General features: G+C 50.9%; 12 protein-coding genes. 8 read left to right on the forward strand and 4 right to left on the reverse strand.

Features of this window, described 5'->3' with window-relative positions; translation table 11 throughout:
• Positions 1 to 243: 243 nt before the first annotated feature.
• Both KI362_RS19180 and KI362_RS19185 read right to left on the reverse strand, forming a co-directional pair.
• Positions 244 to 402 carry a hypothetical protein gene (locus KI362_RS19180; RefSeq protein WP_044480269.1) on the reverse strand — a complete coding sequence of 53 codons (159 nt, stop codon included), beginning with the start codon at positions 400 to 402 and terminating at the stop codon, positions 244 to 246.
• Positions 403 to 1,360: 958 nt separating this feature from the next.
• Positions 1,361 to 2,449 (reverse strand): FAD:protein FMN transferase, encoded by a 1,089-nt coding sequence (locus tag KI362_RS19185; protein ID WP_301629543.1) that lies wholly within the window; start codon positions 2,447 to 2,449, stop codon positions 1,361 to 1,363.
• A gap of 230 nt (positions 2,450 to 2,679) precedes the next feature.
• On the opposite strand from KI362_RS19185, the gene KI362_RS19190 reads away from it, so the two are divergent.
• The 8 genes from KI362_RS19190 (at position 2,680) to KI362_RS19225 (ending at position 10,539) form a co-directional block, all read left to right on the forward strand.
• Positions 2,680 to 3,072, forward strand: coding sequence for a NusG domain II-containing protein (locus KI362_RS19190; RefSeq protein WP_044480266.1), 393 nt, complete (start codon positions 2,680 to 2,682; stop codon positions 3,070 to 3,072).
• Positions 3,056 to 3,610 carry a Gx transporter family protein gene (locus KI362_RS19195; RefSeq protein ID WP_044480265.1) on the forward strand — a complete coding sequence of 185 codons (555 nt, stop codon included), beginning with the start codon at positions 3,056 to 3,058 and terminating at the stop codon, positions 3,608 to 3,610. Before KI362_RS19190 ends, KI362_RS19195 begins: the two co-directional genes overlap by 17 nt.
• 25 nt (positions 3,611 to 3,635) lie before the next feature.
• Positions 3,636 to 4,478 (forward strand): energy-coupling factor transporter ATPase, encoded by an 843-nt coding sequence (locus KI362_RS19200; RefSeq protein WP_301629546.1) that lies wholly within the window; start codon positions 3,636 to 3,638, stop codon positions 4,476 to 4,478.
• Positions 4,454 to 5,338, forward strand: coding sequence for an energy-coupling factor transporter ATPase (locus KI362_RS19205; RefSeq protein ID WP_301629548.1), 885 nt, complete (start codon positions 4,454 to 4,456; stop codon positions 5,336 to 5,338). The genes KI362_RS19200 and KI362_RS19205 overlap by 25 nt, the downstream gene beginning before the upstream one ends.
• A 3-nt stretch (positions 5,339 to 5,341) precedes the next feature.
• Positions 5,342 to 6,148, forward strand: coding sequence for an energy-coupling factor transporter transmembrane component T family protein (locus KI362_RS19210; RefSeq protein ID WP_044480263.1), 807 nt, complete (start codon positions 5,342 to 5,344; stop codon positions 6,146 to 6,148).
• A gap of 85 nt (positions 6,149 to 6,233) precedes the next feature.
• The gene (locus KI362_RS19215) at positions 6,234 to 8,231 is read left to right on the forward strand and encodes a peptidase U32 family protein (protein ID WP_301629549.1); all 1,998 of its coding nucleotides are present in this window, start codon (positions 6,234 to 6,236) and stop codon (positions 8,229 to 8,231) included.
• A 108-nt stretch (positions 8,232 to 8,339) separates the two neighbouring features.
• Positions 8,340 to 9,680 carry an aspartate aminotransferase family protein gene (locus KI362_RS19220; protein WP_301629624.1) on the forward strand — a complete coding sequence of 447 codons (1,341 nt, stop codon included), beginning with the start codon at positions 8,340 to 8,342 and terminating at the stop codon, positions 9,678 to 9,680.
• Positions 9,664 to 10,539 (forward strand): UbiA-like polyprenyltransferase, encoded by an 876-nt coding sequence (locus KI362_RS19225; protein WP_044480260.1) that lies wholly within the window; start codon positions 9,664 to 9,666, stop codon positions 10,537 to 10,539. The genes KI362_RS19220 and KI362_RS19225 overlap by 17 nt, the downstream gene beginning before the upstream one ends.
• Before the next feature lie 1,099 nt (positions 10,540 to 11,638).
• Here the strand turns inward: KI362_RS19225 and KI362_RS19230 are convergent.
• The gene (locus KI362_RS19230) at positions 11,639 to 12,622 is read right to left on the reverse strand and encodes a polyprenyl synthetase family protein (protein ID WP_301629552.1); all 984 of its coding nucleotides are present in this window, start codon (positions 12,620 to 12,622) and stop codon (positions 11,639 to 11,641) included.
• Between the two features lie 162 nt (positions 12,623 to 12,784).
• A complete protein-coding gene (locus KI362_RS19235; protein ID WP_301629553.1) occupies positions 12,785 to 13,240 on the reverse strand; it encodes a hypothetical protein in 456 nt (151 codons plus the stop codon).
• Positions 13,241 to 13,364 lie beyond the last annotated feature (124 nt).

A 13,364-nucleotide genomic window follows, 5' to 3' on the forward strand; every position in this document is an offset into this window, starting at 1 on the left:
TTAGTTATGCCTAATCAATTTTACTACTATATGTTGGAAAGTCAATAGACGATAGTCCTAGAAATTTTCCTCTGAAAACACGTTGAAAACCCTGAAAGAGCGGGAGGATGCAGGCTAAACGGTTGTTTTGTACAAATTTTGTACATATTTTTTTCATAGATTTTTAAGTATAACAGCAAATACTAAAAAAGCTATCCCGACAGACCCGAAAGTCTGCAGAATAGCTCTGTCCTTCTCGTTAGGCTAGCGGTGCTCAATCAGGTCGATCGCGCCCAGCACAATGTGGGCCAGACCAAATCCAAGAACTCCGGTTGCAGCAAGCTTGTACTTGCTTCCAAGCAGTGATGCGGCTGATGCAGTGACGACCGTTCCAAGAACAGCAGGAATTAACCCTTCACGCATTGTTCAACACCCCTTTGGACTGAATTGGAAAGACATCTGTAGTGTGGGACGGAGGGAAGGAGAATATGCATGCTGCTTTACCTGGAACAAGCTTATGCCCGTTTCTCCCCAAAATGGACGCAAGCGTCCGCCGGATCGCAAAATCCGTGGGACGCTTGCATTTGGGTTCCCGAATCAGCGGGAATAATATTGTAACCCGGCCTTCTAGCTTGCATTGAAGAACCATGGGATGTTCCTGCTCAGACTACAACCGTATCTACGGTTTCTAATACAACAAAAGCCCTACCTCTCAATTGTCCTTGCGGCTCCGATGACCGCGCCAGCTTGAATCAGAAATACTCGAATACTGCCAACATTCTTACTCTTAGGGTCATAAATAAGGAATTTTCATACCGGAATGGTATGTGAGGGTTATAATCATTTGAGGAACATGATATGGGGTTTACAATCTAATTTGTAATATTACAGGAATTTTCATGAAAAGTCAAGAAAACGTCCTTTTTTTGTTGTTGCTTCGAGCTAATATTACTATTCTCCTATACCTAGTAAGAGTCATTAACTAAGAGTCATTAACGACATCAACGAATCATCATAAACGAATCATTATCAATGTCAAATGAGGTGGGTTTGTACGATATTCCATATAAAAAAATCTGTCTAAGCACGGATGGAAGCATTTTATACGATTATTCGTACAAAAATTGCCTATCCAAGGCATAAATGAAACTTTTTATATGTTTTTTCGTACAAAGTGGCTTGTCTTCGACTGTAACAACAACTTTTTGTACGATAATCCGTACAAAAGTGAAATAGCCGCTCTCCAAGGTGAAGGATGCCTAACGCAGTGCCCAGCGCAAAGATGCCCAACATAAAGAAGACTAACGCAAAGCTGCGGCATGACGAAAAATCCCCTTATCCCGCAGCTTGGAGTGCAGGAAAAGGGGATGGATAACCTCGATTAATTAGCGTAGCTATAATCGTCATTGCTCTTATTGAGCAATTCTTTAAAGCCCGGAGTGGCATAGAGCTGCTTGTCCTTCGTAATGAACAAGGCTTCCGTGTTGTTCTCCTCGGCAAACTTCAAGCCATCCTCGATGCCCATAATGAGCAGCGAAGTGTCCATCGTATCGGCAGCCGTAGAGGAATCGGCAATGATCGTGACACTGCTGATATTGTTATCTGCCGGATAGCCGGTCCGCGGATCAAGAATATGCATGTAGAACTTGCCGTTCTCTACGAAATAGCGTTCATAAATGCCTGCGGTTACGACGGTCTTATCGATCACCTTGACGGTGCCAATATCATTGCCTCGTTCCTGAGTCGGATCCTGAATGCCGACCGTCCATTCCAGATTACCGGGCTTGCTGCCCATGGCGAAGACGTTGCCGCCGAGATCAATGATAGCACTGTCAAAGCCCTGTTCTTTCAATTTATCGTAGATCAGGTCAGCCGCGTAGCCCTTGCCGTAGGAGCCAAGGTCGAGATCCATTCCCTTGTCCTGAAGGTAAATTTCAAGCGTATCTTCATTTAACTCCACCTTCCGGTAATCGATCAGCTTCTGAGCTGCGGCAATATCCTCGGCAGGTGGAACATGGGCGTCCTCGTGGCCGATATTCCAGAGGCTGACGAGCGGTCCGATCGAGGGATCGAGCAGACCATTGGTCTGCTCGGCATAGTCGACCGCAATCTTGACCAGATCGAAGGTCTCTTGGGACACCTTAACCGGGGTAATGCCGGCGTTGGCATTCACAGCATAGATTTCACTGTCCTCGTTGGAACGGTTAATTTTATAATCGATATCCTTCATCAAGTCTTCGAGCTCTTCAAAGTTTTTCGTAGTCGCACGGTTATCATAAATTTTAATGGTCACGACGGTATCGAAGATGAAGAAGGTTTCGCTTACAGGCGTGACGGTCTGAGCTTGTCCGTTAGCGTTGACTGCGCTGCCTTCCTTTGTGCTTTTGCTTGAAGTGCTGCCACAGCCGCTGAGCAGGCCTGTCAGAAGAGCTGCGGATAGCAGCAGGACGACCGCTTTATTTTTGAACATAGGTATGCATCCTCATTTCTCATTCATGTCGACCTTGATTGTAGCAGAAAAGAAACTGCACTAAAAGTATCAATCCTCACAGAGGCTCCTTCCTGCATTATACCCTTCCTAAGTGATGATTTTGTGAAATGCGGCAAAAAATGATACATTTATCACACGGATGATTGGAGCCTAACAGGTATAATGGTTTCATCTAAGATTTATATAATTAAAAAATAAGGGAGTTTGTCATGAAGCGCGGAGATATCATACTCATCGGTTTGGTCGTCGTCATTGCTGCTGCATTTCTAGTGCCCAGATGGTTTGGCGACAGCCCTAGTGAAAACAATCACAACACACAACGCATCGCTAAAATTACGGTGGATGGCAAACTGTTCCGCACGGTAGAACTGACCGGTGAAGAACAGGAAATCGAGATAAATACGGAACATGGGTATAATTTACTTAAAGTTCATGATTACGGTATTGAAATGATCGATGCGGATTGCCCGGACAAGGTATGTCTTACCTTCGGATTTATTGAGCGCAATGGAGGTACGATTGTCTGCCTGCCTCATAAATTATTAGTAGAGATCGAGGGCGCGCCTTCAGAAGGAGATGACATCGATGCCATCGTTAAATGAGCAGGCCAATCTCTCTCTGAAGAGGACGGTCATCGTGGCGATTTTTGCAGCGGTAGCCGTTGTTCTCAGTCTGATCGAGGCTTCGATTCCTGTGAATATGGGGGTCCCGGGCGCCAAGCTGGGCCTGGCTAATATTATGGTGCTTACATGCCTGTACTTCCTCAGAGGAAGAGACGCCCTCATGGTTGTTATATTGAAAACCTTACTCAGTTCGTTCATGCTGGGGACCTTCTCCAGTTTGTTGTTCAGCATCAGCGGAGCCCTGTTGAGCTTTCTTGCGATGTGGGGACTGCTCAGCTTCGGACGTGAAAATTTCAGTATGGTCAGCGTTAGTATTGTTGGGGGCATTTCTCATAATGTCGGGCAGCTTGGAGCTGCGGCGGTATATTTGAAAACAACCAAAATCATGTCCTATTTGCCGGTATTGTTAATTGCCGGCGTATTGACCGGTATTGCAGTCGGGCTTGCGGTACGATATCTGATCCCTTCCTTGTCGAAGTTATCCTTGTTTGAGGGGTTCTTGACAAAGCCGGTGTAGATATTAATAGACAGGAGGGGTAAGGATGACAGAAGAGCAACCCGCTTATCATGTTCAGCATGTTTCTTTCGCGTATTCACCGGAGCAGCCGGTATTGAGCGATCTGTCATTCAGCATCCTTCCGGGAAGCTGGGTATCGCTGGTAGGCCCGAACGGTTGCGGCAAATCCACGCTGGCCAAGCTGCTCGGGGGATTGCTGGCAGTCAATGAGGGGATGATCGAGGTGAAGGGCATTCATCTCTCCAGCGCCACCATCGGGAAGCTGCGCTCTCATATCGGAATGGTATTCCAGAACCCGGACAATCAGTTTATCGGCTCGACCGTAGAAGAGGATATTGCCTTCGGGCTGGAAAGCCGCTGTATTCCGCGGGAAGAAATGAAGGAACGGGTACATAGCTATGCAGAGAAGCTGGAGATCGGCCATCTGTTGTCGAAGCATCCGGCAGAGCTGTCAGGAGGACAGAAGCAACGGGTCGCCATTGCTGCAATCCTGGCGCTGGAGCCGGACATTATCATTTTTGACGAAGCATCGTCCATGCTGGACGAGCGATCACGAGGAGAACTGCTGGATATTCTGCGAGGAATGAAGGAAGAAGGCAGGTACACCATGATCTCGATCACGCACGACGCGGAGGAGATCATGGCCTCGGACCGGGCCATCGTATTGAGCGACGGCGGGATTGCCGCAGATTTGACTCCCTGGGAGCTGTTCCAGGATGATCAACTGCTGCAAGCCTGCCGTCTTATTGCCCCTTACCCTGTCAGGCTGGAGAAGGAATTGAACAAGCTGGGAATTACCGTGCCGCAAGAGATCCGGCTGAGCGGGGAAGTGGAGGATCGGATATGGCCGTTGATTTTGAAAAAGTAAGCTTTGCCTACGATGCCAGAAATATGTGGAGTCATTCCGCCCTTCATGAGGTGAGCCTCCGCCTGGAGGAGGGCGTGTTTGCCGGTATCGCGGGGGCTACGGGCTCGGGAAAGTCCACGCTGCTGCAGCATTTCAACGGCTTGCTGAAGCCGACGGAAGGCAAGGTTCGCGTGCTGGACTTTACGCTTGAAGCAGGCGGCAAGCCGCTGCTGCAGGAATTGAGGCGCAGAGTAGGACTTGTCTTTCAGTTCCCTGAGCAGCAGCTGTTTGAAGATACGGTGGAGAAGGATGTGATGTTTGGCCCGCTGAATTTCGGAATGGACCGGGAAGCTGCGCGCCAAAGTGCAATCCGTGCTTTGCGGCAAGTGGGTCTGGATGAATCCTTCCTGCCCCGGAATCCCTTTCATCTCAGCGGAGGACAGATGCGTAAGGTGGCGATAGCCTCTGTGCTGGCCATGGATCCGGAGGTCATCGTTCTCGATGAGCCGACGGCCACGCTGGACCCGGAGAGTCGGGCAGAGCTGGCCGAATTGCTGGGAAGAATGCAGCAGGAGGAAGGCAAGACGGTGATCGTCGTGACCCACCGGATCGAAGAGATGCTTCCTTATGCCGGCACTTGGATTGTCATGCACCAGGGCAAGAAGGTATTTCAGGGAAGTCCGGCCGAGCTTGTCCATGAAGCTGCAAGGCTGGAAAGTGAATACCATCTGGCGGTTCCAGCCTGCATCAAGGTATGGAACCGGCTTGCGGAGCAATACGGGTTAGAGCAAGAGGAGCCTTGTCTGACAGCGGAGCAGACGGCTGCACGCATCAGCCGATTGCTGGAAGCAGGAGACATCGAGCGGAAAGGGGGCGGATAGAGGATGCGCAACAGACTATTGTTCGGACGGAGCATCGAGACCGGCTCCTGGATTCATCCGATCGATCCGAGAGCCAAGCTGACAGGAATGGTCCTCTATTTGGCAGCACTCCTTCTAGTGGATTCCTGGATTCCGCTCCTTGCGGCGGCGATATTTTCGCTCATCTATATGAAGATGACCTTGATCCCGCTTAAATATTACGCCAAAGCCGCCAAACCCTTGTGGGTGCTGATGGTTTTTATTTTTGTCGTGCAGACGCTGACCGTGGATGAGGGAAGACTGCTGCTGGAAATCGGCAATGTGACGGTATACGCCGGGGGATTATCACGAGGATTGATCTCGGCAAGCCGGATGCTGCTGTTAGTGTCATTTACGGCGATGCTGACCTTCACAACCACGCCGGGGCTGCTGAACCAGGGGCTTGGCGGCGTGCTTGCTCCCCTGAAAAAAATCGGGGTGTCCGCAGATCGGCTGACCTTGATGATGGGGATTGCGCTGCGTTTTATTCCAACAATTTTGGATGAGACTCACAAGATTCTTAAAGCACAAGCGGCGCGGGGGGCAGACTTGAAAGAGCTGCCTTGGCTGGAGAAGGGCAAGCTGCTCGTCTCATTGCTCGTACCGGTAACGGTAAGTGCCTTTCGCCGTGCGGAGGAGCTGGTGCTATCCATGGAAGCCCGGGGATTTATTATTGGGGAGCCGCGCTCGGAGTACCATAAGCTGGTCTGGAGTACAAAGGCTACGGGGTTCGTCCTGTCCTTTGTTGTCCTGATTGCTATCGTGCTTGTGCTTAAGCTGGTTTTAACTTGATTCTTTAAATCACGAAAACATATAGAGGAAGATAAAATCCGTTAAATAACGCAGTTATTTGCGGTACCTGGGGAGGAGAAACACTGTGGCACGCTATTTTAATGGAAAAGAAGTCGAACTGCTTGCGCCGGCGGGAACCTTTGAAATCTTCGAGGAGGTTATCAAAGCCAACTGTGATGCGGTCTACTTCGGCGGACCAAGTCTGAATATGCGCATGATGCGCAAAGGGTATAACTTTACCCATGAACAGATCACCGAGGCGGTGCAAATTGCCCGCGCTTTAGGAAAAAGAGCTTATGTGACCGTAAATAATTTGCTGAATGAGGGAGAGCTTGAGGAAGCGGCTGACTATTTGGGGTTTCTGGAGAGCGCGGCTCCGGATGCGATTATTGTCCAGGACTTTGCCGTGCTGGAGCTGATTCGGCAGTTAGGCCTCTCGATCCCGGTGCATTCCTCGGTGATGATGAATGTGCATAATATTGAAATGGTAGAGGCCCTGAAGGAGCTGGGCGTCACTCGAGTCGTAACCTCGCGCGAGATGGATTTGGCTTCAACCCGTTATTTAAAGGCACAAACAGGAATGGAGCTGGAGTACTTCATCCATGGCGATATGTGCTCTGTCCACGGGGCGAATTGCTATTTCAGCTCCATGGTCTTCGGGATGAGCAGCAACCGGGGAAAATGCCTGAAGCCTTGCCGCTGGGATTACCGGGTTAAAAAGGACGGCTTCGTCTATCCTTCGGAGTATCCGCTGGCGGTGAAGGATATGTACATGTATGAGCATATTCCGGAACTGATTCATGGCGGAATTACGTCCTTCAAGATTGAAGGCCGGATGCGGGACACTGCCTTTGTGCTGATGCTGATCAATGCTTACGGAGACGCAATTGACCGTTATATTGCCGATCCGGTCGGATTTGAGCGGGCCAAGGATCGCGATCTGCTGTACGAGAACCGGAAGCGTGACTTTTCTACCGCCTATGCCTTTGGCCGTCCCGGGCTATCCAACATGAATAAGCGGTATGAGGGAACCGGCAAGTTCTACAGCACGGGCAAGGTGTTCAGTACACCGACGGAAGAACGGGAGCTTGGGGAGAAGCGGCTGAACGAGATTAAGGAGATCTGGTCTGAATTTTCACCGTCCAGGAAATCGGGGACCAGCCGTCTTGAGCTCTCTGTTCATGTGAATAATGTCACACAGGCGGAGGCGGCGATGAAGGCCGGGGCAGATCACATTTACCTTTCAGGAGATGTATATGAGCCCGATCATGCGTTTACCAAAGAAGAGATTAAGCAGCTTGCCGCGCAAAAGGGCGATGTGAAGCTATATGTTTGCTTGCCGCGGATGATGACGGAACTGCAATTTGAAATTTACGACGGTTTACTCTCCGGTGAACGTCTGCCGATTGATGGGGTTATGGTAACGAATCTGGGGGCCGTGCGTAAATTTGCAGGGAAGGGCTACCCGCTCGTAGGGGATTTCAATTTAAATGTGTATAACAAGCTCTCTGCGGGCTTCTATCACAATATGGGAGTAACACGGCTCACAGCTTCCATGGAGCTGCCTGCGATCGATTTGCGCGCGCTGCTGGCTGAAGCGCCGGCACCGATGGAGGCCCTCGTGCATGGCTCTCCGGCCTTGATGTATATGGAGCACGATCTGTACGAAAATACTGAAGTATTCGAACCGGTTGGCGAAGAGGATAATACTTATGTCGCTAATTCGATACTGGTGCTCAAGACAGATAAGGGCGAAAGCCCGGTATACCGCGATGTGCATGGACGCAATCATCTCACCTTGGCCAAGGAGCTATGTCTTCTGCCGCTTGTGCGTGAGCTGAAGGAAGCCGGGCTGGAGGTGTTCCGGATTGAAGGCACCACCTATAGCCCGGAACAATTGGCGACGATCATTGCAGCCTATAAGGCGGCGCTGAATGAGCCGGACCGTGCAGAGGAGCTGTTCGCTTCTCTTCAGCCGGTCTATGCCGGGTATACGCTGGGGGCGCTTCAGTTTGACGGTGGAGCAGCTCAGGCTAATACTACATTAAGTACCTTGCAAGCAGAGCCAGCAGGGCAAAGGTAAGCATAGATAGACCTGGTGCCGTACAAGTGCCTGGCGAGGTTCATAACTGACAAAGTTCAATAATGAAGTGAATAGAGAGCAGCAAATAGGGAAGAGAGGCGAATGAGCATGAGTCCATACATCGGACCGGAAGGTATCTTAGAGAAGCGCAGCCAATATTTTTATCCTTGCACCAGTTACTTCTATCGGAATCCGCCGCAGCTTGTCCGGGGGGATATGCAATATTTATACGGACATGACGGCAAGAGATACACCGACTTTTTTGCCGGGGTTTCTGTGGTCGCCAGCGGTCACTGCAATCCGGAAATTGTGGAGAGAACCGCAGAGCAGCTAAGAACGCTGCAGCATACCTGCACCATTTACTTAACGCAGCCTAATGTGGATCTGGCGGAGCGGCTGGCAGAGGTGCTGCCTGGAGATCTGCGCCGCACCTTCTTTGTTAACAGCGGCTCCGAAGCGAATGAAGGAGCCCTGCTGCTTGCCCGCCTGCACACCGGACGCCGGGGATTCATCGCATTGGAGCAAGGCCTGCATGGACGGACCTATTTGACGATGAGCGTTACAGGGCTCCAAATGTGGCGGACAGACCCGCAACTGGCTGTGCCGGGTGCTGAGGATGTTACCTTTATTCCGCGGCCGTATGCACAGGGAATGAGCGCTGATGATGCAGCAAGACGCTCCATCGACGCGCTGAAGACAGTGCTCGAGGAGAGGGGCGGCGAGATTGCAGCGATGATCGCAGAGCCGATCCAGGGCAACGCAGGCATCATCGTGCCTCCGGATTGGTACTTCCCTGAAGTGAAGGCGCTTCTGGAGCAGTACGGCGTACTGCTCATCTCCGACGAGATTCAGACCGGCTTTGGCCGCACAGGCCGCATGTTCGCCATGGATCGCTGGGGCGTGACGCCCGATATTATCTCCATGGCGAAAGCGCTCGGCAGTGGTGTTCCGATCGCTGCGTTCGCTTCGACGGACGCGATTGCCGCCAGCTTCAACCGGCCTTCGGCCTCCACCTTTGGCGGCAATCCGGTCTCGTCCGTCACGGCGCTCGCGGTGCTCGATTACATCGAAGCGCACCGCCTGCCGGAACGCGCCGAGCGCCTGGGCGGCCAGCTCCGAGCCGGCCTGGAGGACCTGGCAGCACGCTATCCGCGCGTGCTGTCCGAGGTGCGCGGCGCCGGCCTGATGCTCGGCGCCGAGCTGAGTGCGGGCGCCCCAGAGCTTGGCGCCCGCCTTGTCGATGATGTGCTGGAGGCGATGAAGGATCGCGGGTTCATCATCGGCAAGAACGGCGTGGGCCGGAATGTACTGGCCTTCCAGCCGCCGCTCGTAATAACAGAGCAGAATATCGCAGAGATGCTCACTGCGCTTGGTCAGGTATTCGAAGAGGCCGACCGTGCAGCTGCATCCTGGACACAGGAGGGAGCAGGCGATGGAAATCGCGCGTAAAATCGGTCACCGCATTAAGCTTTACGGAGAACTGGTGATGTTCTCGCATACGCTATTTTCGCTGCCGTTCGCAATCATCTCGATGATCTGGGCGGCAGGCGGGTTCCCGTCCTGGCGGATTATGCTGTGGGGACTGATCGCATTGATCGGCGCCCGCAATGGGGCTAATGCATTCAACCGGGTTGTGGACCGGACCTTCGATGCCCAGAATCCCCGTACAGCGCACCGGCATTTGCCGCGGATGCTGCTGGGAGAGAAGGAAGTGCTCCTGTTTGTTTTGATTAATTATGCTATTTTCATTTTTGCCGCCGGGATGTTGAATCCGCTCTGCTTAATTCTATCGCCGGTAGCTATTTTTCTGATCTCATCCTATTCGTATACAAAGCGCTTCACCTACATGAGCCATCTGTATCTCGGATTCACCATTGCTTCGGCTCCGATCGGCGCCTGGTTTGCGGTCACAGGTAAATTTGCCTTCACGCCGTTCATCCTGGGAACCATCGTTATGCTGTGGATTGCCGGCTTTGATATTATCTATGGATCCCAAGATATCGAATTTGACCGCGAGCATAAATTATGGTCCATTCCCAGCATCTTCGGTCTGAAGAACGGGCTGAGAATCGCTGCGGGATTACACTCGATTATGGTGCTTCTGCTGATCGTCCTGATCCCGATTCGCGGGCTCGGTTGGCTATATATTGCAGGCCTGATCCTAGCCATCCTGCTCCTGATGACCGAGCATAAGATCATCAAGCCCTCCAATCGCAGAGTGATGAAGGTCGCTTCGTACAATCTGAACCAGGTGATCAGCATGGTCATCCTGTTCTTCACCATGGCAGACTTTTTCCTGCTGAAGTAGGTTGTTTGCCCGGATGAGTGGCTGGTGCAGTAAATATAGAGCTGTCTCAGCGTTAATGCCAACGTTCCCTTCGTCGTAGTTTCGTGCAATAGCGCAGCAGTATAAAGCAGGGAAAAGATTCTGCGTTCTGGGGGTAACGTGTGAAGGTTGCCTTCGATCGCTGTTGCTCGCGGATTTCTCTTATTGTAATAAGTTCAGACAAGGAAGAAATCCACTCGCAAAGGCGACCACTCCGTTTCTGCACCAACCTTCACACTTATACCCTTTTAGCGCAGCACTTTAGATCGGCATTGTATGCGCCGCCGAATGCACTTAGGTAGCTTCTGCAAAATACCGACCAAGTACGCATAAGTACACCTCGCACCGAGCGTGGCTTTCAGCACGTGGTTTTCGCAGCATGACGATGATCCGGCGACCGCATGCCAAAACGGATCACACACATTTAGTGAAAAAAGTTACTCTAAATTTAGGTGAATTGGTGGAAATACGGATATAGTGAAATTCTTTCGCTTAAAGTCGGCTATTCCTTGGATTTAACTAGTTACTGGCGATCTAAGGTAAGTTTTTTCACTAAAAGTGGGTTCGAGCATCAAATGAAGAATTTAAGGTAAGAAATTTCACTGGAGCGCGACCGTAACGAGGCTGATCAAGCAGGACGAGTAAAGTTCAGACCAAGACTGGAATGCGTAGTCGGATAACGAAGTTACTCCCAAGGCCAGAATAACGTGCGAGCGAGCTCAACTCCAGGCGCCCAGGCCATTGGGACTGGGCGTAAAGTGAGTTGCGCACGCTACTTTTAAGCGGGTATAGTCGCCACAGACGGCAAGCTTTTTGCAGCGCAGCTTATGGCATAGCCATTCACACGGCTGCCTTCTCTACGTGCTAACTGCGGTTCAGCCTGATAACTGCTATCGCACACTTTCCTGCTTGCATGCCACACGTTGCCTCCTCTAACGCGTCCTTTTCTGATAGCTGTTCTCCCGCTCATTCCACATCCTCATTCGATCCTTCAGCCAAGAAAATCGCTGCCATGCGGGCCTCTTAATACAAACAAGGGCTATCCCGTAGATCAAGTCTTGGGGATAGCCCTTTGTGTCATTCAGTTGTCGCGGCCGCTAAAGTAATTCAATAGAACATTCAAGTCCTGATGGGCGGGATAGGCTTCCAATTGACAGATCAACTCCCGGGCTTCATCCAGATATTGCTCACTCACCAGCTCGCTTTGGCGGAGCGCGTCGGATTGCTGAATAGAAGCAACAACGGCATCCACTTGCTCTGATGGGGTATCGGGGCCGATAGAACGTATCCGGGAAGCCAGCGCATCTACCTCTAACGCGAACAGCACGGGCAAGGTCACCTGACCCTTGCGCAGATCGCTTCCCGCAGGCTTTCCAAGCTTCTGGGCCGATTGGGTAAAGTCCAGGATATCATCGCGAATCTGGAAGGCGATGCCCAGCTTCTCTCCGAAGGAGTAGAGCAAATCAGCGGTATTCTCCTCAGCACCACCGGCCAACGCTCCTATTTTCAGACAAGAAGCCATCAGCTGTGCCGTTTTGTTCCGGGATTTCTCCAAATACTCCTCAATATGAACGTCGTAATCGTATAAATGGGATAATTGCTGGTATTCGCCCAAGCATAGCTGTGTGGTAACAAGGGAAGACAGGTCGTAAGCAAAACGCTCCCGTTCCGCAGAGTATTCGGAGATCAATTCTACAACCCGTGCCGACATATAATTACCGACATGCAGTGCATCGTGAACACCCAGCTTAACGTGCAGCGCAGGCTCGCCTCGCCGAAGCGGAGAATCATCGATAATATCATCGTGAATCAGAGAAGCTGCGTGGATAAATTCAGCCGCCGCCGCAAGTCTCATTGTCTTTTTCTCATCCTTGGAAGGTCCGAAACGGGAGCCTACGATAACCATGAGCGGGCGAACTCTTTTGCCGCCGGAATGAATCAATTGAAGAATATGCTGGGCAAGCGGGGAAGAGCGGGGAATATCCTTATCGAATTTAACCATATTCTCGATTGCACGATCAACGGAGCGAAGCGAGATCCCTAGTTCCTCATCCAGTCTTGTCATATGGATCCTCTCCCGATGAATGTTAATATACACTACCATATAAGTTGAACTAAAGATTGTACATTGGAGGCGAAGAGTGTAGTGTGTCCTTCTTGCATAAAGCTTTTGCACCTATACTTCTACCTTTTCTACGTAGCTTCTTTAGTTCAACTTATATAGGTCTTACATAGCACGGCTTTTGCGTACAGACTCTTTTTCCAGCTCGAAAAACAGCTCCCAGCATTGAAGCAGTACGTCATGGTAAGAGGCGCCTTCGATTCTGCGGATTTGAATCTGCTTGATGACCGGGGCCAGATGAGCCAGCAGATCATATTCGTTCCATTGCAGGCAGAGCTGTACATAGAAGCTGTATAGATAGTCGCCGTCCAGTACCTTGCGGGTCAGATTCTCTCCATGAAGGGAGTTACTGAAATCCGAATGGCGAAGCAAGGCGAGCTTGATTGCGATGTAAATGGACAACAGCCGGGTGGAACGGAGCGTGGGAAGGCCATACTCAAACAGCAGATTCGCCATCTCTTCCGCTTCTTCACAAGGCATATCCAGTTGAATTCCCGTATCGGGCGAAATCTCTCTCTGCAACGTTTGAAATGCGTCCTGGATCAGCTCATATTTATTCAATGATGGCACACTCCTTGAGGCGTATTGCCGGGCAAGTAAAGATGAAAAGTAGTAAAAATTAGAGTAATGCACACGGGCGTGCATTACTCTAATGAAATTATGAAATAAGAGACTCTATGCTTGA

Source organism: Paenibacillus apis (assembly GCF_018333295.1).
Lineage (GTDB): Bacteria > Bacillota > Bacilli > Paenibacillales > Paenibacillaceae > Fontibacillus > Fontibacillus antibioticophila.

Coding starts and splice junctions, on each gene's coding strand:
- KI362_RS19180 (WP_044480269.1), bottom strand. CDS start 402: ATGCGTGAAGGGTTAATTCCTGCTGTTCTTGGAACGGTCGTCACTGCA.
- KI362_RS19185 (WP_301629543.1), bottom strand. CDS start 2,449: ATGTTCAAAAATAAAGCGGTCGTCCTGCTGCTATCCGCAGCTCTTCTG.
- KI362_RS19190 (WP_044480266.1), top strand. CDS start 2,680: ATGAAGCGCGGAGATATCATACTCATCGGTTTGGTCGTCGTCATTGCT.
- KI362_RS19195 (WP_044480265.1), top strand. CDS start 3,056: ATGCCATCGTTAAATGAGCAGGCCAATCTCTCTCTGAAGAGGACGGTC.
- KI362_RS19200 (WP_301629546.1), top strand. CDS start 3,636: ATGACAGAAGAGCAACCCGCTTATCATGTTCAGCATGTTTCTTTCGCG.
- KI362_RS19205 (WP_301629548.1), top strand. CDS start 4,454: ATGGCCGTTGATTTTGAAAAAGTAAGCTTTGCCTACGATGCCAGAAAT.
- KI362_RS19210 (WP_044480263.1), top strand. CDS start 5,342: ATGCGCAACAGACTATTGTTCGGACGGAGCATCGAGACCGGCTCCTGG.
- KI362_RS19220 (WP_301629624.1), top strand. CDS start 8,340: ATGAGTCCATACATCGGACCGGAAGGTATCTTAGAGAAGCGCAGCCAA.
- KI362_RS19225 (WP_044480260.1), top strand. CDS start 9,664: ATGGAAATCGCGCGTAAAATCGGTCACCGCATTAAGCTTTACGGAGAA.
- KI362_RS19230 (WP_301629552.1), bottom strand. CDS start 12,622: ATGACAAGACTGGATGAGGAACTAGGGATCTCGCTTCGCTCCGTTGAT.